Raw genomic sequence first — 17,972 nt, forward strand, 5'->3', positions numbered from 1 at the left:
GTTTTAGCCTACTTCAGTGCAGGCCTGCCATTCTAGGGCGGCAATAGCCAAATCGCAAGGGTTAAGGCCTGAGATGATACAAAAGTGACCAGCAACGCTTTAATTTCGCCCATGTCATGAGATCTCCATCAAGATGTCATCAGATAGTCATCCACCAAGCCTACTCTTGCGGCCATATCGTTAATTAAAAATCTAATCAGGAGAGCGACCATGATGAAGTTTATTTTACTCACTGCCCTCAGTTATCAGCCTTTATATCACTATGATGGCTCGCCAAATGTCAGCTTTGCGCAGATAACACTCGAATCGACTAATAGTGTAAAGGTAACCGCAAAGCCCCTTGACGACGTTGACCAGTTAAGCGCCGAGATCGCCAATGAGCTGGACAGACAGCTCAAAGCGATGCACGCCGAGTTGCCACAGCAATCGGGTGAACAACAACTTTTGGTAAACCAAATACGTTAAACCTTACTTAGCCAGTTTATTATTGCCATCTTTATAAAGGGTTTGGTTTCACAAACTCATTGTATCTGGCAACAAAATCATCGAATATTCCTCTCACCGTTAAGGGATAAGCAAGATGACTATGACTAAGTGGGCTTTGATCACTGGGGGCGCCAAACGCATCGGCAAGGCAATTGCCATTAGCCTGCATCAATCGGGCTATAATATTGCCCTACATTACAATAGCGCTCAGCGAGATGCCCAAACACTGGCTGCGCAGTTAAATCAGCAAAGAACCGGCTCATGTAGGCTCTTTCAGGCCAATCTGGCCTCAGAGCAAGAAATCAAGACTCTAGTCGAGGCGGTCAATTGTGAGCTAACGCTATCGGTGCTTATCAATAATGCCTCTGTATTTCACCCAGATCCTGAAATTGCAAACTGGCAAGACAGCCAACACCTGCTGACGACTAATCTAATCGCCCCCTATCTACTTGCCCAAGGGTTAGCGCCTAACTTGGCAAGCCAGAGCGGCTGCATTATCAATCTCGTGGATATTCATGGTGACCGTCCTCTAAAAGGACATGGGCTATACTCAATATCTAAGGCTGGCTTAAATATGGCCACCCGCGCATTAGCGCAAGAACTGTCCCCAGCGGTGCGAGTCAATGGCATTTCACCGGGTGCAATCTTATGGCCAAGCGGCAGTGAGACAGATACGGTCACTAAGGTGATTAATGAGATCCCGATGAAACGCCCGGGCACTCCAGAGGATATCGCCTACACGGTAGACTTTATCCTCAATAGCCCTTACCTGAACGGCCAGATCATTGCCATCGATGGTGGTCGTAGCGCGACGGGATATACAGGAGCCGACGGATGAAAATTTTTGATAAGATCATTTGCTGCCCCCACTGTGGGCACCACCAACATATCAACTTAGATATCAGCTGTGGCGATCAGGACTACTACGACGATTGCCGCGTCTGCTGCAATCCAATCCATTTCAGGACGCATATTGATGCAGCCCGGCAAAAGGTCGAAGTCTATATCGACTCAGACGATGAGCAGTTTTACTAGCCATTCTTTTGTCGCAAGTAAAACAAGACAAAATGAAAGCGGCGCACCATAGGGCTGTTGTAACAGCCCTCACCTATTTGCTTCAAGAACTAAGGTGTAAAACGTTATCTCAACTATGGGCCAGCCTATCACTATGACCATTACTAGAATTAGGCAGATTGAACATAAGTTTAGCTAAAACGCTTTGCCAGTACCCGCTCTACCGTATCCACGATAGCCTGTGTCTGACTGTCGATTTCGATATTGAGCATGGTTCCCACCTGAGCCTCATCTAAGTTGGTAATGGCTAAAGTTTCCGGGATAAGGTGTAACATAAAACCGCTCTCATCCACCTCACCTACAGTCAAACTGCATCCATTTACCCCTACAAAACCTTTATAGAGAATGTAATTCATCCACTTAGGAGCGACTTCCAAGCGAATATTATAATGGGAGGCGGTGTGGCTCACTGCTGCAACCTTGGCCTGTGTATGTACATGGCCAGATAACACGTGCCCACCGATCTCACTGCCATAGGTTAAGGAACGCTCGATATTGACCTTGCATCCAGGATTAAGCGAAGCAAGATTGGTAAGCCTTAATGTCTCTTCCATTACATCGAAAAACACCCTATCATCTGCAATCTCGGTAACGGTCAGACATACCCCGTTATTGGCAACACTTGCTCCTCGCTGCAAGTTTTCCTTCAGGTGTGGCGGCATCGCAATTTCGATTGTATTAAGACCATCTTTTTTATAAATGGCCACCACTTCACATGTGGCCTGAACAATACCTGTAAACATATTTTACTCTCTGCATTAAGGCGTTTTATGAATCAATTCGGCTTTCAAGCCAAAAAGCTCGTCCATCTTGCGTTGCCAGTTCTTATCGCCCAAGTTACTCAGACCATGATGGGCTTTATCGATACCGTTATGGCTGGCCGAGTCAGTGCTATCGATATGGCTGCTGTTGCCATAGGCGGCAGTCTTTGGCTTCCTGCACTACTTTTTGTTCAGGGGTTACTTGTTGCCTTTACCCCTGTTTTTGCTGCCCATCATGGTGCCAATAACCAAGCGGCAATTCGTCCCATGGCATATCAGGCTGCCTATATTGCCATAATTGGCAGCGTATTAGTGATAGCCTTCCTCAGTTTTGCGCCGCAGATCTTTAAAATAATGGGGCTCTCGACCGAGCTTGCCGAGCTCAGCAATCAATATCTGTTTGGATTTGCATGGGGAGTACCCGCTTTCGTACTCTATCAGGTGCTTAGAGGCTGCAGTGAGGGGATCTCTTATACGCTACCCACTATGTTGATTGGCTTTGTCGGCTTGGCGGTCAATATTCCTGCGAACTATATCTTCATCTATGGTCATTTCGGCGCGCCCGCGCTTGGCGGTGCTGGCTGTGGTATCGCGACAGCACTGGTTTTCTGGGCCATGTTTATTGCCATGGCTATCTATATGCAGGTAAACCAAAGATTTGCCGCCCTTGCACCATTTAGCGCTTTTCACCTGCCCAACCTTGCGACCATGATAAAGATGACTAAACACGGTATGCCCATTGCCATGGCGCTGTTTTTCGAGGTAAGCCTATTTGCCATTATCGCACTTCTGCTCGCCCCCATCGGCGCCAATGTCGTGGCAGGCCATCAGATAGCGTTAAACTTCTCCTCCATCGTATTTATGTTACCTCTTTCTATCGGTATCGCCGTATCAATTCGTGTTGGCTATTATCTTGGTCAGGACAATCCGCTCACGGCCAAATTAGTGACTAAGGTAGGTCTGGCTATCGCTTTTAGCCTTGCACTATTCACCGCTATTATTACCGTTGTATTTCGGACTCAGATTGCCCTCTTGTACAACCAAAACCCCGAAGTAGTTGCTTTAGCGAGTAGCTTGATGTTTTTGGCAGCGCTTTACCAGCTCTCGGACTCAGTTCAAGTCGTCACTGCAGGCGCATTGCGAGGCTATCACGATACACGCAGCGCTTTTTATATCACCCTCGTTTCTTATTGGGCTATTGGTATGGTGCTAGGTTACCTGCTGGCCGAAACCAACCTGTTAGTGCCAGCGCTTGGCGCTCATGGCTATTGGATAGGGCTAATCGCCGGTCTCACCAGCGCAGCGCTTTTGTTTGCCCTGCGGCTTAAATATATTCAACAGCGTCCAACCCAACTGCAAATGGACGCGCAGTAGCTAAAAGTAAACAACATAAAAACAAGACGATGTTTCACCTTGGAATCATCGTCTTGCTACATAAGATTGATGGTTATGCCGCCGCTTTGGTGTTAAAAAGTTCAACTTGCACAGCAAATCGCCGCTTGATTGAAAAATTACGATTTTTTGCTTGCAACTGACCTTACATCCCTCGTAATATAGCGCTCGTTCGATGGCCGACAGGTCATCAACAATAAATCAGTACAACCGTAGCTCAGTTGGTTAGAGCACCACCTTGACATGGTGGGGGTCGGTGGTTCGAATCCACTCGGTTGTACCAATTTTACAAGTGATAACGATACAACCGTAGCTCAGTTGGTTAGAGCACCACCTTGACATGGTGGGGGTCGGTGGTTCGAATCCACTCGGTTGTACCATCTTGTAAAATGCACAGTAACCAGCGAAAGCTGGTTTTTTTGTGCCTGTTGCCCAGCAGTGCCTATTTCGCACTCACCATCACCATGACTGGCACGCCTTCCTCCGGCACTTGATACCGAGCCAGATCGGTAATACTTACCCGAGTTTTAACCTTATTGGCCAAGGATGAATGACGAGAGAGAAAAGCGTAAGTTTCTAAGGCCTCATATCGATGAGAGAATTGCGCCAGACTCATACCATTGCAGGAGATGGTATTTACACCATAGCGCATGTTATGTTCATAATTGACTAACTTACGCTTAAGCGATGCTTGGTTATCGCTACCCGCTGCGATACAAATTTTGGTCTCCAGACTATTATCCTCAGCCACAAATTGATAATTAGCCCCGTAGGCAAACGATGCGCTAAAAGTCAGTGCAACAAAAAGTAAACCCCTTGCTTTCATGATGAACTCCTTGGTTCGGACAGGACACTCATATACATAAACGCCACTATTTCATTTGAACTGTCATTTGAACCTTGATGTTTGAACGGACACCCTATGATATCTACGTTATACAGTTCCAAGTTAAGCTCAGTTTGTCCTTCGAAGTTGTTAACCCTTGATGTAAAAGTGTTGCAAGGTATGTTGTCCATCAACTGACCCCACTAACACACGCTTATCCTACTAAAATCCTAGAGAAAAAAAGTGCAACTGAGTTACACTGTCTGTTGGCGAGGCACAATAGGAGTCGGCAATGAGCCAGCGTACATTACACACCCTTTTTAAACCCAAATCGGTCGCCATTATTGGCGCGTCTAACGGTGCCAAGCGTGCTGGCAATGTCGTAATGCGCAACCTGTTGTCCAGTGGTTTCTCTGGCCCTATCATGCCTGTAACGCCAAAGTATGAAGCCGTCTTAGGCGTGCTAGCCTACCCTAATATCGAAGCCTTACCACTCAAGCCCGATCTTGCCATTATCTGTACCGCAGCAAGTCGCGTTCCGGCTATCGTTGAGCGCTTAGCGCAATTTGGTTGTAAAGTGGCGATCATTAACGCCTCCGGAATGGCAAACCAGTTAGATGAAGAGGGGCAGAACCTACTAACCCTTACCCGAGCTCACGCCAAGCGCTATGGCATGCGCATACTTGGCCCTAACAGCCTCGGCATGATGCTGCCTAATTTGGGACTCAACGCTAGCCTAGCGCACACCAGTGCCCTGCCAGGTAAAATCGCCTTCGTGTCGCAATCGGCGGCTATCGCCACCACAGTGCTGGACTGGGCTAACAATAAGGGGATCGGCTTTTCCTCCTTTATTTCTCTGGGAGATGCCACGGATATCGATTTTGATGAGCTACTCGATTATCTCGGCCGGGATTCGCGTACGACCGCCATCATGCTCTATATCGACTCGGTTAACGAAAAACGTCACTTTCTCTCTGCTGCTCGCGCTGCTGCGCGCAATAAACCCATACTCGTCATTAAATCGGGACGCAGTTTAGAAGGCACCAACGCCGCCAAACTGCACACCGGCGGTGAAGTCGGTAATGACGCCGTATATGAGGCAGCATTTAGACGCGCCGGTATGCTCAGGGTCAACGATCTGGTAGAGCTATTCGCCGCGGTGGAAACCCTCGCCCATTCAGCACCACTTCAGGGCGAGCGACTGGCTATCTTAAGTAACGGCGGCGGCCCCGGCGTATTAGGGCTAGATCAGCTTATTCTTGGTGGGGGTAAACCGGCTACACTGGACGATGAAACCTTCGATAAACTGAACGCTTTTCTACCCGATACCTGGTCAGGACAAAACCCAGTCGATATTGGCGGTGATGCGGATGCTAAACGCTACACTCAAAGTCTCGATATTCTGATGAATGCCGATATTGCCGATGCCATCTTGGTACTGCACTCCCCTTCGGCCCTTGGCGATGGCATAGAGATCGCCGACAGCATCATAGACCTTATCGCTAAACACCCAAGGCGTCATAAGGTCAATGTCCTGACCAACTGGAGCGGCGAAGACTCAGCCTATCAAGCTCGTAAACACTTCAACCGCGCGGGTGTCCCCACCTATCGCACCCCCGAAGGTGCCGTTGGCGCATTTATGCACATGGTGGAATACAGACGTAACCAGAAATTACTGCAAGAAGTACCACAATCAATTCCAGATAACATTCCAACAGATGCACAGTTAGCACGTCGCTTGCTGAATCAAGCGATTAGCGAAAACAAACAGGTTATAGAGACACACGAGGCCAGTGCTATCCTAAAGGCGTATGGACTCAATACCATAGAGACACATTTTGCAGCCAGTGGGGAGGCCGCCGCCGAGATTGCCGAGCAGATAGGTTACCCGGTCGCTTTAAAGGTGCAATCACCGGACATTCATCATAAGTCTGATGTGCACGGCGTGATGCTTAACCTCACCTCAAAGCAGGAGGTGCTACAAGCGGCCGACGCCATGATTGGCCGCGTCCATTCTCTGAATCAAGATGCCGATATCCAAGGGCTTATCGTGCAAAAGATGGCACTCACCGCTGGCACCCAAGAGATACGTGTCGCCGTCACTAACGATCCAGTCTTTGGCCCGGCCATCTTGCTTGGCGAAGGCGGTTCAGAGTGGCAACCTAACACAGACGCGGCGGTGGCACTTCCCCCCCTCAACATGACGCTTGCCCGTTATATGGTTATTCAGGCCCTTAAGACTCACAAACTCAAAGATAGGCATCTGCCACTTGGCCTAGACATGAATGCATTATGCGTCATGCTGACTCAAATCTCTCACCTGATCATAGATTGTCCCGAAATAGCTGGATTAGACTTAAATCCTGTGCTTTGCGCCGGCGAGCAGATCACTCTGCTCGATGTGAATATTCAGCTTAATCCTAATGCCCAAGATACGCCCAACCGTCTGGCCATCTGTCCCTACCCTAAGGAGATGGAAGAGCACGCCGTGCTTAAAAATGGGCTTGAGATCATGCTAAGACCTATCTTGCCTGAAGATGAACCTAAGCACCTGGCCTTTGACAATTCACTGTCTGATGAAGACAGGTATAAGCGCTATTTTGGCGTACGTTCAAAGATGACTCACGAAGAGATGGCGGTGCTTACTCAAATAGATTACGCCAGAGAAATGGCCTTTATTGCCACGGCTAAGGGGCCCGATGGTGACGATATCACTTTAGGCGCAGTCAGAGCCTCTATCGATCCCGACAATACTGAGGCCGAATTTGCCATGGCGGTTCGCAGCGATCACCAAGGCATAGGGTTAGGAAAACTGTTACTCGAAAAACTAATCGCTTACTACAAAGCTAACGACACCGAGCTATTAACTGGCTTTACCATGTTTGAAAACCGCAATATGGCAAGCCTAGCGAAAAAGCTAGGCTTTACAGTAACCTTCGATATGGATGAGCGCCTGATCAAGATGGACATGCCGCTGAAACCACCTCAAGGCTAATATCTATTAGCCTTTTATGCAGTTACGCCCGGCCGACTTGGCACGATAAAGCGCTTCATCGGCTCGTGTAAGATAGGACTCACGATCATCATCATGACACAAACAGGCGACGCCAATGGACACGGTTATTGCCCCTAGGGAGAGTTTCTTATCTTTGCCAATACTCAGGTGTCGCTCGGCAATACGGGATCTAAGTTGCTCGGCGACCACCATGGCGCCCGAGTGATCGGTATCAGGTAATAGAATAACAAACTCCTCACCACCATAACGAGCGACGAAATCATCTCCTCTTACCCCTTGCTTTAACGCCAAAGCGACATAGGCCAGTACTTTGTCACCAACGAGGTGGCCATGGGTATCATTAAACTGCTTAAAGTTATCAATATCGACGAGAAGCAGGCTGCTATTGCGTTGCGCGCGCCTAAATTGTTGAATGTGAGAGAGCACCTCTTCGTCGAAGGCGCGGCGATTACGCAGCGAAGTAAGCTGATCTGTCATCACCGCCACATTGAGATTTTCCATCTCTGACTTTAGCGCAGCGACCTCATCATTCATCACCTTAAGGCTGCTCTCCATCTCTCGATTACTGGTAACAACCTGAGCCACCTCTTCGGCAAGGGTATCGATAAGACGCTCCAGGGTTTGAGGATCGGGGTCTTGGCTAATGTTATGCTGAAACTCATTCAGACTAAGATTAAACTGCGCCGTGCCTGCAGTGACTTCTGATAGCCGGGTCATAAAGTTATTGATCAAGATCTGCGTTTCGACCTGCACACTCTCAATAACCTCAGGTGATTTTTCCCTAATAAAGTCATTGTAGAGACCCGCATTAACCTCAGTAGTGAAATGAGCGCGGCTGGCAACTAAAGCATCGATGGCACGCTTAAGATCCAGATTTACCCCGCGAAAATACTCATACCATACGGCATAATTATCTGGGGTAACGGGAATATTGAGTTCAGACATACGCGGCACGGCATGTCGCAAAATTTTAGCTGAAAGTTCAGTTTCGGTAAGTTGTTTAGCCAAATTCATAAAGATTTTCGCCGTTTATATTATTCGAGAAACACTAGCGCATTAGGGCACGCCATACTCTCTCAACTCAATAAGAGAAGACGCTTTCTCTACAATAACGAAAAATGCCAAGCTTACCAGCTTTTTGTTAATAATTTTGTACACTTAACCCTTGCGGCACTGTGCAAAAATATCCATCTCTTTGCGATAAACCGCACTAGACACATTCATCACACCAAGCAAGCTGGAGAATAAGTTGTCGTGTGAGAAGCCTCCCTTTGTTGCGTAATCACTCAGGCACTGCTTATCCAAATGGTTGTCTACCGCAAAATCTGGCGAGATCCACGCAAGCAAAGGAACCTTTATCTGCTCGTCAGGTGCAAAAGTATATGGGGTACCGTGTAGATAAATACCGCTCTCTCCCAGCGACTCGCCGTGATCAGACACATAAAGTAGCGCCGTATCCGCCTGGTCATTGTGGGCTTCAAGGCGAGCAATCACCTGAGCGATAATATAGTCACCATACAAAATGGTATTATCATAGGTATTCTTCAACTCTTCGTCGCTGCAATTTTGAATATCGCTGCGCTGACAATCGGGCACAAATTTGCGATGCGTTTCAGGATAACGCAAATAGTAGGTCGGGCCGTGAGAACCTATGATATGCAGGACTATCATAGTGTCTTGGGTTATCCCTTTAGCTAACTCCTTATCCAGCGCATTTAATAGCACCTGATCGTAGCAGTTATGGCCATCACAAAGCTCGGGGTCACTGTTAAAATCGATATTGATATGGGTCACGCGATCGCACACCCCTTTACAGCCGCTATCATTGTCTAACCACTCCAGCGCTATGCCCCCATGATTAAGCACATCGATGACAGTATCTTGTGTCTGAGCGCGCCGTGCATCGTAATCATTTCTGTCCATGCTAGAGAACATACAAGGCAAGGAGACTGCTGTGGCGGTACCGCACGACGAGGTGTCTTGAAAGGCAATCATGTCATAGGCCTTAGTATAGGCATTGGTGGGTTTATCATAACCATAGTACTCATAGTTACGTGCTCTGGCGGTTTCGCCCACCACAACCGCCACTAGGTTAGGCTTATTATTGCCATCATGAGTCATATTCTTGGCATCGAGCCCCTGCTCCTTGTAGACCAATGGCTCTTGAAAATAATTAACTTTGACATACTTTACCATCGACCCGATGGCATAGGTCGGCACTATGTAACGCTTCATCTGATCATGATTACGGCCAAAGGCAACATAGTTTTGATAATAGAAGAAACCAATCACAGTAATTCCTGCCAACATGGCGGCCATAAAAACCAGCTTATGCATGACTTCTTTGACCAACGGCTTGTACACAATCCTGGTCTTGTAGATCAATAACGCAGGTACTATGCCCGTCAGCGCAAAATTCAAACCCGAGGACCAGTTGAAATAGGTTAAGGCCTCGGCGCTATTTGTCTGCACCATGTTTTCTATCATCCCATAGTCAAACACCACACCATATTGCAACGCGGCAAAAAACACACCGGATGAAATTAAGGTCAAACCAATAAAAAAGGGCTTTAGCAAGTATTTAACTGAAAATAGGGAAAAGATAAAACTTAACGCTAAGAGCAAAAACAGCGGAATCGTCGCGACAAAGAGATAGTTCACCTCTGCTTGCGTTTCAATACCCTGTTTCACTATGCCAAACAGCGGCATATTAAACACACAAACATAAAATAGTGCGATGATCAGCGTAAACTGGTTCGCCGATAGATTGTTAACTCTCGACAGCACTGAGTGTTCTCTCTTTAAAAGTAACGAAGACAGACCGATAACAGCCAACTAGAAAATTGAATAAAACCGGATTTGGACCAATTTATTAACGCCATGACTTCGTCGTAATTCACTAGACCTTGGGGCAAGTCATTGTCCAAGTAACTGGGGCGCAGAAGGAGACAGCCAATTTAGCTAACCAACATACTGCACCACAAATAAAGCAGCATTTAGGTTGCTTAACTTGCGTTAAGCAACTTGTGCTAAGGGTAAGATATTTACACAGTGGAGGTGAAAAAAAAGTGTAAGAAAGGCGGGAGCAAATGCGGGGCTAAAACTCCTGATTCATCCGTTCAAAAAAACACAATAACTGTTCTCGTTCACTGTCAGAGAACTTAGCGGTTAATTGATCAGACAAGCCATGGTGTAATTGGTCGTGTTCTCGATAAACGGCCTGCCCCTGCTCAGTTAAGCCAACCAGAATAGAACGTCTGTCCTGCTGATGAGCCTTACGCGCCACCAGGCCAGCCTGTTCCATCTTGTCTATCTGTACAGTGAGAGTGCCTGTTGTGATCCCCATCTTTTCCGCTAACTCCTTCATGCGAAGATCGCCGCTAGCACCTAAAATTTCTACCGCATGGATCTGTGGTAATGAGTGGCCTGCATCCTTAACCACCGCCATCTCCCACGAGGAAAGCTTCTCGTAAAACTCAACGATGGCGTGGCTCAATTGATCGTTATTTTGCATCTAAGGTAAATTCTCCATTTAGTGCCCTGCAACTATCCTTAGTTTGCTTGTTGGCACTCAGTTTGACGACAGGTGATGAGTTCGACGGTTAAATGATCGATACGTTCAAATTTAGCCAATTTGTGCTTGAAATAGTCCAGATCTTTTGGGTCATGGCTAACAATAGACACCATAGCCGCATAATGATCGGCACTCACAGGCCAGACATGAATATCGCTAACCTGATGATCCGCTTCATCTTCGATAAACTCGACCATCTCATTCACATACTGCTTTTCTATACTGGCATCCAACAAGATAGGCCCCGTCTGTTTCATCAATCCCCATGCCCAGCTGGTTATGATCACGGCGCCAACTACCCCCATAACAGGGTCAAGCCAGGTCAGCCCCAAGTACTTACCAAACAGCAGCGCCCCAATCGCTAACAAAGAGGTCAACGCATCGGCCATAACGTGAAAATAGGCTGCACGCAAATTATGATCATGGTGACCCTTTTCTTCATGCTGGTGGTCGTGGTGATGGCCATGCTCATGGTGTTTATCGTGTTTATCGTGTTTATGACTGTGTGTATGCCCGTGATGATGTCCGTGTCCGTGATGATGGTGCCCATGATGGTGGTCATGGCTATGATGATCTTTAAGCAAAAATACCGATATGACGTTAACCGTTAAACCGATAACAGCCACAAAAATAGCTTCGTTAAAATGGATCTGCTCGGGGTTAAACAAGCGATTTACCGACTCAACGACCATGAGCAAAGCCACTAATCCCAGGGCAACAGCACTGGTAAATCCCCCAAGCACGCTGACTTTACCGGTACCAAACGCAAATTTTGGATTATTAGCGTGCTTTTTAGCGTAATGGTAAGCAAACAGGGTAATTAGGAAGGCTGCAGCATGAGTACCCATATGCCAACCATCAGCCAGCAAGGCCATAGAACCATATAAGGTGCCGGCAGCTATCTCGGCTATCATGGTAAACAGCGTTAGCAACAACACGTAACGGGTATTACGCTCGCCATCAGTGTTTAAGTTAGCGAATTGATGTGAGTGCTGCCAAGGGGCAAGATGATCCTTAACATCGGACATAAGTAGTTCTCTATTATTGTAAATAAGTGATCGTTATTCATGATCGAAAAAACTAAATTTGTCTTTTCGATCAACTAGCGACTCGGCCCTTAGTGTTATAGGCTGCCTTCGTCATTTATTTTGATTTTCAAACTTTCAAAAGCTTAACTAGTTTGATTTTCAAAGTAAACTGATATGACGTACCCGAAATCTAAATCTATCGACCTCGTCACATAGATCCTTAAAATCGACTTAAAACAATACATTAAAAATATTTATTTGCTTTTAACCCTTTTCCCTTATGCTAGCGTTTATACCGGATATCTGAATTTACTTTAACGCTAGGAGCTTTCATGAATCTGAGTCTAAACCGCTACCCACAGGCAGCACGCACACTTTTAATTGGACTGGGACTGGCCTTTACTACAATATCAGCCCAAGCCACCAGTCCGGTAAAACCAGCACACCTTGCAAGCCCTCAGGCAGTAAGCTACACAGCAGCCGATTATCAGGTGCATGAAACCAGCAAGATGTTTCCAGCGCCTGACAATGGGCTGGTACAACATATTTTGACGCTACCCAAATTGGAAAATGAGACGGACTATCGTATCGAAATCGCCATTGGCCGTAGTGAGCAAGTCGACTGTAATAAACACAGCCTTAAGGGTAAGATCTCACAACATACAGTTCAGGGCTGGGGCTATAACTACTACCAAGTAGACACTATTGTTCAGGGACCAAGCACCATGATGGCTTGTTTTGACAAGGCAAAGAAAACTGCCTTTCTGACGCTGCCGCAAAAGCTTAACCTTGAGTACGACAGCCGTCTGCCTAAGGTTTTCTATCTCCCTGCAGGCGCCCAGCTAAGATACCGGGTATGGCAAGCCATAGGTGACTATCAATATAGTGAAGCCAAGTAAAATACTCAGTGAAAGCGAATCCCTCCGCTAAATGCAAGCCATAAAAAAACCTCTGCCATGGCAGAGGTTTTTAAATTTACACAGGACTAAAGCCCGTTAATGGCATCTTTGCACAGCTGTGTGATCCGCGCCCAATCCCCCTGCTCCATCGCATCTGTTGGGGCTATCCAGCTACCGCCAATACAGTCGACATTTTTAAGTGCCAAATAATCTTTGTAACTGCTTGGCGTAATGCCTCCCGTTGGGCAAAAACGTATGTTAGCCAAGGGGCCAGAGAAGGCTTTAAGCGCATTAACGCCACCAGAGGCTTCTGCAGGAAAGAACTTAAAATTGGTATAACCAAGGGCCATACCTGTCATCACCTCAGAGATACTTGCCACGCCAGGGATCAGTGGGACAGTGCCCTTCATCGCGGCCTTTAGTAGCTCAGGGGTCGCACCAGGGGTGATCACAAACTGAGCGCCTGCATCAACGGCCTGTTGCAACTGCTCTTCATTAAGAATGGTCCCAGCACCCACCAGTGCCTCGGGTACCTCTTTGGCGATTTTAGTAATAGCCTCCAAGGCGCAAGGTGTACGTAGGGTGACCTCTAATACACTGATGCCCCCTTCAACCAGCGCCCTGGCGAGTGGTACAGCATCCTCAATCTTATTAATCACCATGACGGGAACGATCGGGCTACGTTTAAAAATATCTTGTGGTTGAATTGACCAGTTATTCTCAGCCATTGCTAAAGCCTTCCTCAGTGATTAATAGTTTTCGTCTATGGTCGTAGTGCAACGTGCACCCGTTTCCGGACTACTTAAATTTGAGCGTAACGCAGAGAACAACTCACGTCCCATACCATAACTCGTACTGCGCAGGTCGACCTTCTCGGCAACCCGCGAAGCTAACACGGCTTCATCCACCAGTAAGCTCACTTCGCCGCTATTTGCGTCGACACGAATAAGGTCACCATTTGCGACCTTGGCGATCAGACCACCATCTAATGCCTCAGGTGTGAGATGAATAGCTGCAGGCACTTTTCCTGAGGCACCCGACATACGACCGTCTGTCAGCAGCGCGACCTTAAAGCCTTTATCCTGCAGCGAACCTAAGATAGGCGTTAACTTATGCAGTTCAGGCATGCCTATCGCCTTCGGTCCCTGCCCTTTGACCACGACGACGCAGTCTCTATCCAACTCACCAGCCTTAAACATGGCTTCAAGTTTATTCTGATCGTCGATCACCACAGCTGGCGCTTCGACAACTCTATGCTGCTCGGCAACCGCTGACACTTTAATAACGGCGCGTCCCAGATTACCTTTCAGCAGCTTAAGACCACCATTAGCCTGGAACGGTGTATTCACCGCCGTCAACACCTCTTTATCGAGTGATTCGGTTGGCCCATCTACCCACACGAGCTCATTATCGATAAGACGCGGCTCCTGGGTGTAACGGCGCAGACCAAAGCCCGCCACTGTCATCACATTTTCATGGAGCAAACCGGCATCGAGTAGTTCTTTGACCAAATAAGCCATTCCGCCAGCGGCATGGAAGTGGTTGATATCGGCATGGCCGTTTGGATAGACGCGAGCTAGTAAGGGCACAGCATCAGAAAGCTCTGAGAAATCATCCCAGTTGACGATAATACCGGCCGCTCGCGCTGCCGCGACGATATGCATGGTGAGGTTGGTTGAACCACCTGTCGCTAACAAAGCGACTATGCCGTTCACTATAGACTTCTCGTTAACGACTTCACCGATTGGCGTGTATTGAGTGCCCATCTCTGTCAGACGACAAACTTGTTTGGCAGCCATCTTATTTAGCGCTTCGCGCAGAGGGTCGTCCGGATTCACAAAAGAGGAACCTGGCAGCTGTAATCCCATCACTTCCAGCATCAACTGGTTACTGTTTGCCGTACCATAGAAAGTACAAGTACCAGCACTGTGATAAGACTTGGACTCGGCATCCAGCAGCGCCGCGCGATCAACCTGACCTTGAGCAAACTTCTGACGTACGCGCGCCTTCTCCTTATTAGGGATCCCCGATTTCATCGGACCTGCCGGCACAAACAACATCGGCAGATGCCCAAAGCTCAAGGCTCCGATCAACAAACCCGGAACAATCTTGTCACAGATCCCCAGCAGTAATGCGCCGTCAAACATGTTGTGAGACAAGCCCACCGCCGTTGACATAGCGATCACCTCACGGCTAAGCAAACTGAGCTCCATGCCGGGTTGACCTTGGGTGACGCCATCGCACATGGCTGGCACGCCTGCCGCAACCTGAGCAACACTACCGACCTCATGACAAGCGGCTTTAAGTAACTCGGGGTAATTTTCGTAAGGCTGATGCGCCGATAACATATCGTTAAAAGCGGTCACAATACCGATATTGGCTTTATTAAATGCCTTGATGGCATTTTTATCGGCCGGACTACACGCCGCAAAACCGTGCGCCAGGTTACCGCAGCTAAGACTGCTACGGTGAACGCCATTGGCTTTCGCTTCATTGAGCGCCTCAAGATACTTTGCTCTTGTAGCTTGGCTTCTGGCAATAATTCTGTCGGTTACTGACTGTACTACTGAATGCATAATCGCTCCTTAAGCGCTCCAATAAACATCGACCGGGGTCTTGTGCTGCGCCAACACTGCACGTATCGGCATCGCTTTGGCGTCTTCATTTTCGAGCGCTTGTCGGTAAACGGCGAGCTTCTGTTCACCAACAATGTGTAAATAGATCTGACGTGAGGCTAAAATCCCCTGCTTGGAGATGGTCATGCGTCCGTGTGGCGCCTCGCCAGGATTCACGGCCAGGCAAAGCGCCTCTGTGGTCAGCGCCTGTTCTATCTCTTTTGAACAGGGAAACCATGAACAGGTGTGGCCGTCGTTGCCCATGCCTAATACCACTACGTCGAACGGTTTAGGAAAGTTAGCCAATTGCTCAATGGCCATATCCACACCTGTTTCGGCGGTGGCAAACATATTTTTTAAACCACGAAACTTTGCGCCAGCGGCGCGGTTTTGCAGCAGATGTTGACGAACCAAGCGCTCATTAGAATCGCTATGTTCGGTATCAACCCAGCGCTCATCGGCCAGGGTAATGTAGACATCGTTCCATTCGATCGCCTTTTGGCTGAGCAATTTAAACAGTGCTAGCGGCGTCGAACCACCAGACACCACCAAGCTCGCCTTGCCCCGCGCATCGATTGCTGCCTGCAATTGATCGGCGATACGAGATGCCAACTGCGCTTCAAGGCTGGCTTTGCTATCAAAAGATTTGAATACGGATTCTTTAATCATCTTAATCAGTCCTTATTCGTCCCAAGAGCGGCCGTCTTTGGCTATCAATGCAACTGAAGCCACTGGGCCCCAACTACCCGCAGGGTAAGGTTTCGGCTTCTCGTTGCTCTCTTCCCAAGCTTGAATGATACCGTCGACCCAGGTCCACGCTTGCTCGACTTCATCACGGCGTACGAAAAGCGCCTGATTACCCAACATGGCCTCTAACAACAGACGCTCATAGGCATCGGCAATACGGTCATTCTTAAAGGTGTCAGAGAAGCTCAAATCCAGCTTAGTGGTTTGCAGACGCTGCTTCTGCTCCAGTCCAGGCACCTTGTTCATCATCTGGATCTCAACGCCTTCGTGAGGCTGCAGACGAATAGTCAGTTTATTAGGTGGCAAGTTGCGGTAGCTTGAGCGGTACAAGTTGTGAGGTGGGTTCTTGAAATAGACCACGATCTCAGAACTCTTAGTCGGCATACGTTTGCCACTACGTAAGTAGAAAGGCACACCGGCCCAACGCCAGTTATCGATATCGACACGTAATGCCACAAAAGTTTCGGCGTGTGACTGAGTATTAGCGCCCTCTTCTTCAAGGTAGCCCGGTACTGGCGCTCCTTTTAAGAAGCCGGCAGAATACTGTCCGCGCACAGTGTTTTCATAAATATTATCGGCGTCTATCTTACGCAGTGACTTAAGCACCTTAACCTTTTCATCACGAATGCTATCAGCATCTAGGTTAACCGGTGGATCCATGGCGACCAGCGTCAGTACCTGCAATAGGTGGTTTTGAATCATGTCACGCATCTGACCGGCTTTATCGAAATAGCCCCAACGCCCTTCAATACCCACCTCTTCAGCGACAGTGATCTGCACATGGTCTATGGTGCGGTTATCCCACTTAGAGGCAAACAGCGAATTGGCGAAACGCAGCGCGATCAGGTTTTGTACAGTCTCTTTACCTAAGTAATGGTCGATACGATAAACTTGATTTTCGTTGAAGTAGGCACTGACTTGATCGTTGATAACTTTTGAGGAGGCGAGATCTGAGCCGATTGGCTTCTCGAGAACGACACGTGTATCAGGAAAAATAAGATTTTGTTCGTGAAGGCAACGACAGATGTCACCGAAGATGGCTGGCGGTGTGGCAAAATAGTTCACCATGACGCGCTTCTTAGGATCCAGTACCTCATGGAAAGCGCTATAACCCTCAGTTTCTGTGAAGTTGGTACCTATATAGACACAGCGGCTGAGAAATCGCGTCAGGGTCTCGTCACACAAGGCTTCTTTAACAAAGCTTTTTAATGCTGTAATGACTAGCTCTTGATACTCTTCATGAGAGAATGCATCTTTAGCTACCCCAACTATCTTAGTCTCTTCATTAAGCAGACCGGCTTTATCCAATTGGTAGAGCGAAGGCAGTAGCTTACGTCTGGCAAGGTCGCCTTTAGTGCCGAACAATACAAAATCACAAGCTTTGGCTTCCGGTGATGTCATGCCCATAGCTTAAAAATCTCCTATGTCACTGTGTCCCATCGTTTCGATGAGAAGCTCACATGTTTGTTGTAATATAACAACAGAATTTGTTAATTGCATCTAAATTTTGCAAAAAATGACCTATCAGTAAACTAGCAACAAGACATCAAAATC

Annotated in this window: 16 protein-coding genes and 2 tRNA genes; 8 read left to right on the top strand and 10 right to left on the bottom strand. The window is 47.8% G+C overall.

The window, feature by feature from the left end:
- Nucleotides 1-210 precede the first annotated feature (210 nt).
- The 3 genes from L2712_RS05980 (at nt 211) to L2712_RS05990 (ending at nt 1,521) form a co-directional block, all read left to right on the top strand.
- Nucleotides 211-465 (top strand): hypothetical protein, encoded by a 255-nt coding sequence (locus L2712_RS05980; protein WP_088904594.1) that lies wholly within the window; start codon nt 211-213, stop codon nt 463-465.
- A 115-nt stretch (nt 466-580) separates the two neighbouring features.
- On the top strand, nt 581-1,324 hold the full coding sequence (locus L2712_RS05985; protein ID WP_088904593.1) for an SDR family oxidoreductase: 744 nt from the start codon (nt 581-583) through the stop codon (nt 1,322-1,324).
- A complete protein-coding gene (locus L2712_RS05990; RefSeq protein WP_033538159.1) occupies nt 1,321-1,521 on the top strand; it encodes a CPXCG motif-containing cysteine-rich protein in 201 nt (66 codons plus the stop codon). The genes L2712_RS05985 and L2712_RS05990 overlap by 4 nt, the downstream gene beginning before the upstream one ends.
- A gap of 170 nt (nt 1,522-1,691) precedes the next feature.
- Here L2712_RS05990 and L2712_RS05995 read toward each other — a convergent pair whose 3' ends face one another.
- The gene (locus L2712_RS05995) at nt 1,692-2,303 is read right to left on the bottom strand and encodes a riboflavin synthase subunit alpha (RefSeq protein ID WP_248977194.1); all 612 of its coding nucleotides are present in this window, start codon (nt 2,301-2,303) and stop codon (nt 1,692-1,694) included.
- Nucleotides 2,304-2,330: 27 nt separating this feature from the next.
- Here L2712_RS05995 and L2712_RS06000 point away from each other — a divergent pair, with 27 nt between their 5' ends.
- The 3 genes from L2712_RS06000 to L2712_RS06010 all read left to right on the top strand — a co-directional run bounded on the left by L2712_RS06000 (nt 2,331) and on the right by L2712_RS06010 (nt 4,093).
- Nucleotides 2,331-3,695 (top strand): MATE family efflux transporter, encoded by a 1,365-nt coding sequence (locus tag L2712_RS06000; protein ID WP_248977195.1) that lies wholly within the window; start codon nt 2,331-2,333, stop codon nt 3,693-3,695.
- Nucleotides 3,696-3,919: 224 nt separating this feature from the next.
- Nucleotides 3,920-3,996 (top strand) — tRNA-Val (locus L2712_RS06005).
- A 20-nt stretch (nt 3,997-4,016) separates the two neighbouring features.
- Nucleotides 4,017-4,093, top strand: a tRNA-Val gene (locus L2712_RS06010).
- Nucleotides 4,094-4,155: 62 nt separating this feature from the next.
- Here L2712_RS06010 and L2712_RS06015 read toward each other — a convergent pair.
- Complete coding sequence (locus L2712_RS06015; RefSeq protein ID WP_248977196.1) at nt 4,156-4,539, bottom strand: DUF3718 domain-containing protein; 384 nt, start codon at nt 4,537-4,539, stop codon at nt 4,156-4,158.
- 292 nt (nt 4,540-4,831) lie between these two features.
- On the opposite strand from L2712_RS06015, the gene L2712_RS06020 reads away from it, so the two are divergent.
- Nucleotides 4,832-7,534 (top strand): bifunctional acetate--CoA ligase family protein/GNAT family N-acetyltransferase, encoded by a 2,703-nt coding sequence (locus tag L2712_RS06020; protein WP_033538141.1) that lies wholly within the window; start codon nt 4,832-4,834, stop codon nt 7,532-7,534.
- A gap of 6 nt (nt 7,535-7,540) precedes the next feature.
- Here the strand turns inward: L2712_RS06020 and L2712_RS06025 are convergent, their stop codons facing one another.
- The 4 genes from L2712_RS06025 to L2712_RS06040 all read right to left on the bottom strand — a co-directional run bounded on the left by L2712_RS06025 (nt 7,541) and on the right by L2712_RS06040 (nt 12,157).
- Entirely contained in the window at nt 7,541-8,569 is a 1,029-nt protein-coding gene (locus L2712_RS06025) for a GGDEF domain-containing protein (RefSeq protein ID WP_248977197.1), read from the bottom strand.
- 144 nt (nt 8,570-8,713) lie between these two features.
- Complete coding sequence (locus L2712_RS06030; protein ID WP_248977198.1) at nt 8,714-10,342, bottom strand: phosphoethanolamine transferase; 1,629 nt, start codon at nt 10,340-10,342, stop codon at nt 8,714-8,716.
- A 310-nt stretch (nt 10,343-10,652) separates the two neighbouring features.
- Nucleotides 10,653-11,069, bottom strand: coding sequence for a MarR family winged helix-turn-helix transcriptional regulator (locus L2712_RS06035; RefSeq protein WP_248977199.1), 417 nt, complete (start codon nt 11,067-11,069; stop codon nt 10,653-10,655).
- A gap of 38 nt (nt 11,070-11,107) precedes the next feature.
- Nucleotides 11,108-12,157 (bottom strand): cation diffusion facilitator family transporter, encoded by a 1,050-nt coding sequence (locus L2712_RS06040; RefSeq protein ID WP_248977200.1) that lies wholly within the window; start codon nt 12,155-12,157, stop codon nt 11,108-11,110.
- A 332-nt stretch (nt 12,158-12,489) separates the two neighbouring features.
- Between L2712_RS06040 and eco the strand changes: the two genes are divergently transcribed.
- Nucleotides 12,490-13,056, top strand: a complete 567-nt coding sequence (gene eco / locus L2712_RS06045; RefSeq protein WP_248977201.1) for a serine protease inhibitor ecotin — start codon at nt 12,490-12,492, stop codon at nt 13,054-13,056.
- An 86-nt stretch (nt 13,057-13,142) separates the two neighbouring features.
- On the opposite strand, the gene L2712_RS06050 is transcribed toward eco, so the two are convergent.
- The 4 genes from L2712_RS06050 to zwf are packed head-to-tail and all read right to left on the bottom strand — an operon-like array spanning nt 13,143 to nt 17,825.
- On the bottom strand, nt 13,143-13,784 hold the full coding sequence (locus tag L2712_RS06050) for a bifunctional 4-hydroxy-2-oxoglutarate aldolase/2-dehydro-3-deoxy-phosphogluconate aldolase (RefSeq protein ID WP_033538136.1): 642 nt from the start codon (nt 13,782-13,784) through the stop codon (nt 13,143-13,145).
- Between the two features lie 21 nt (nt 13,785-13,805).
- Nucleotides 13,806-15,632: a phosphogluconate dehydratase gene (gene edd / locus L2712_RS06055; protein ID WP_248977202.1), complete on the bottom strand. Its 1,827-nt coding sequence runs from the start codon at nt 15,630-15,632 to the stop codon at nt 13,806-13,808.
- Nucleotides 15,633-15,641: 9 nt separating this feature from the next.
- Nucleotides 15,642-16,340, bottom strand: a complete 699-nt coding sequence (gene pgl, locus L2712_RS06060; protein WP_248977203.1) for a 6-phosphogluconolactonase — start codon at nt 16,338-16,340, stop codon at nt 15,642-15,644.
- A gap of 12 nt (nt 16,341-16,352) precedes the next feature.
- The gene (zwf, locus tag L2712_RS06065; RefSeq protein WP_033538133.1) at nt 16,353-17,825 is read right to left on the bottom strand and encodes a glucose-6-phosphate dehydrogenase; all 1,473 of its coding nucleotides are present in this window, start codon (nt 17,823-17,825) and stop codon (nt 16,353-16,355) included.
- Nucleotides 17,826-17,972: the final 147 nt, after the last annotated feature.

Origin of the sequence: Shewanella marisflavi (assembly GCF_023283925.1) — a bacterium.
GTDB lineage: Bacteria > Pseudomonadota > Gammaproteobacteria > Enterobacterales > Shewanellaceae > Shewanella > Shewanella marisflavi.

What these genes read in the sequence shown, in the direction of transcription:
- L2712_RS05980 (WP_088904594.1), top strand. Translation starts at nt 211, where the DNA reads ATGATGAAGTTTATTTTACTCACTGCCCTCAGTTATCAGCCTTTATAT.
- L2712_RS05985 (WP_088904593.1), top strand. Translation starts at nt 581, where the DNA reads ATGACTATGACTAAGTGGGCTTTGATCACTGGGGGCGCCAAACGCATC.
- L2712_RS05990 (WP_033538159.1), top strand. Translation starts at nt 1,321, where the DNA reads ATGAAAATTTTTGATAAGATCATTTGCTGCCCCCACTGTGGGCACCAC.
- L2712_RS05995 (WP_248977194.1), bottom strand. Translation starts at nt 2,303, where the DNA reads ATGTTTACAGGTATTGTTCAGGCCACATGTGAAGTGGTGGCCATTTAT.
- L2712_RS06000 (WP_248977195.1), top strand. Translation starts at nt 2,331, where the DNA reads ATGAATCAATTCGGCTTTCAAGCCAAAAAGCTCGTCCATCTTGCGTTG.
- L2712_RS06015 (WP_248977196.1), bottom strand. Translation starts at nt 4,539, where the DNA reads ATGAAAGCAAGGGGTTTACTTTTTGTTGCACTGACTTTTAGCGCATCG.
- L2712_RS06020 (WP_033538141.1), top strand. Translation starts at nt 4,832, where the DNA reads ATGAGCCAGCGTACATTACACACCCTTTTTAAACCCAAATCGGTCGCC.
- L2712_RS06025 (WP_248977197.1), bottom strand. Translation starts at nt 8,569, where the DNA reads ATGAATTTGGCTAAACAACTTACCGAAACTGAACTTTCAGCTAAAATT.
- L2712_RS06035 (WP_248977199.1), bottom strand. Translation starts at nt 11,069, where the DNA reads ATGCAAAATAACGATCAATTGAGCCACGCCATCGTTGAGTTTTACGAG.
- L2712_RS06040 (WP_248977200.1), bottom strand. Translation starts at nt 12,157, where the DNA reads ATGTCCGATGTTAAGGATCATCTTGCCCCTTGGCAGCACTCACATCAA.
- eco (WP_248977201.1), top strand. Translation starts at nt 12,490, where the DNA reads ATGAATCTGAGTCTAAACCGCTACCCACAGGCAGCACGCACACTTTTA.
- L2712_RS06050 (WP_033538136.1), bottom strand. Translation starts at nt 13,784, where the DNA reads ATGGCTGAGAATAACTGGTCAATTCAACCACAAGATATTTTTAAACGT.
- edd (WP_248977202.1), bottom strand. Translation starts at nt 15,632, where the DNA reads ATGCATTCAGTAGTACAGTCAGTAACCGACAGAATTATTGCCAGAAGC.
- pgl (WP_248977203.1), bottom strand. Translation starts at nt 16,340, where the DNA reads ATGATTAAAGAATCCGTATTCAAATCTTTTGATAGCAAAGCCAGCCTT.
- zwf (WP_033538133.1), bottom strand. Translation starts at nt 17,825, where the DNA reads ATGGGCATGACATCACCGGAAGCCAAAGCTTGTGATTTTGTATTGTTC.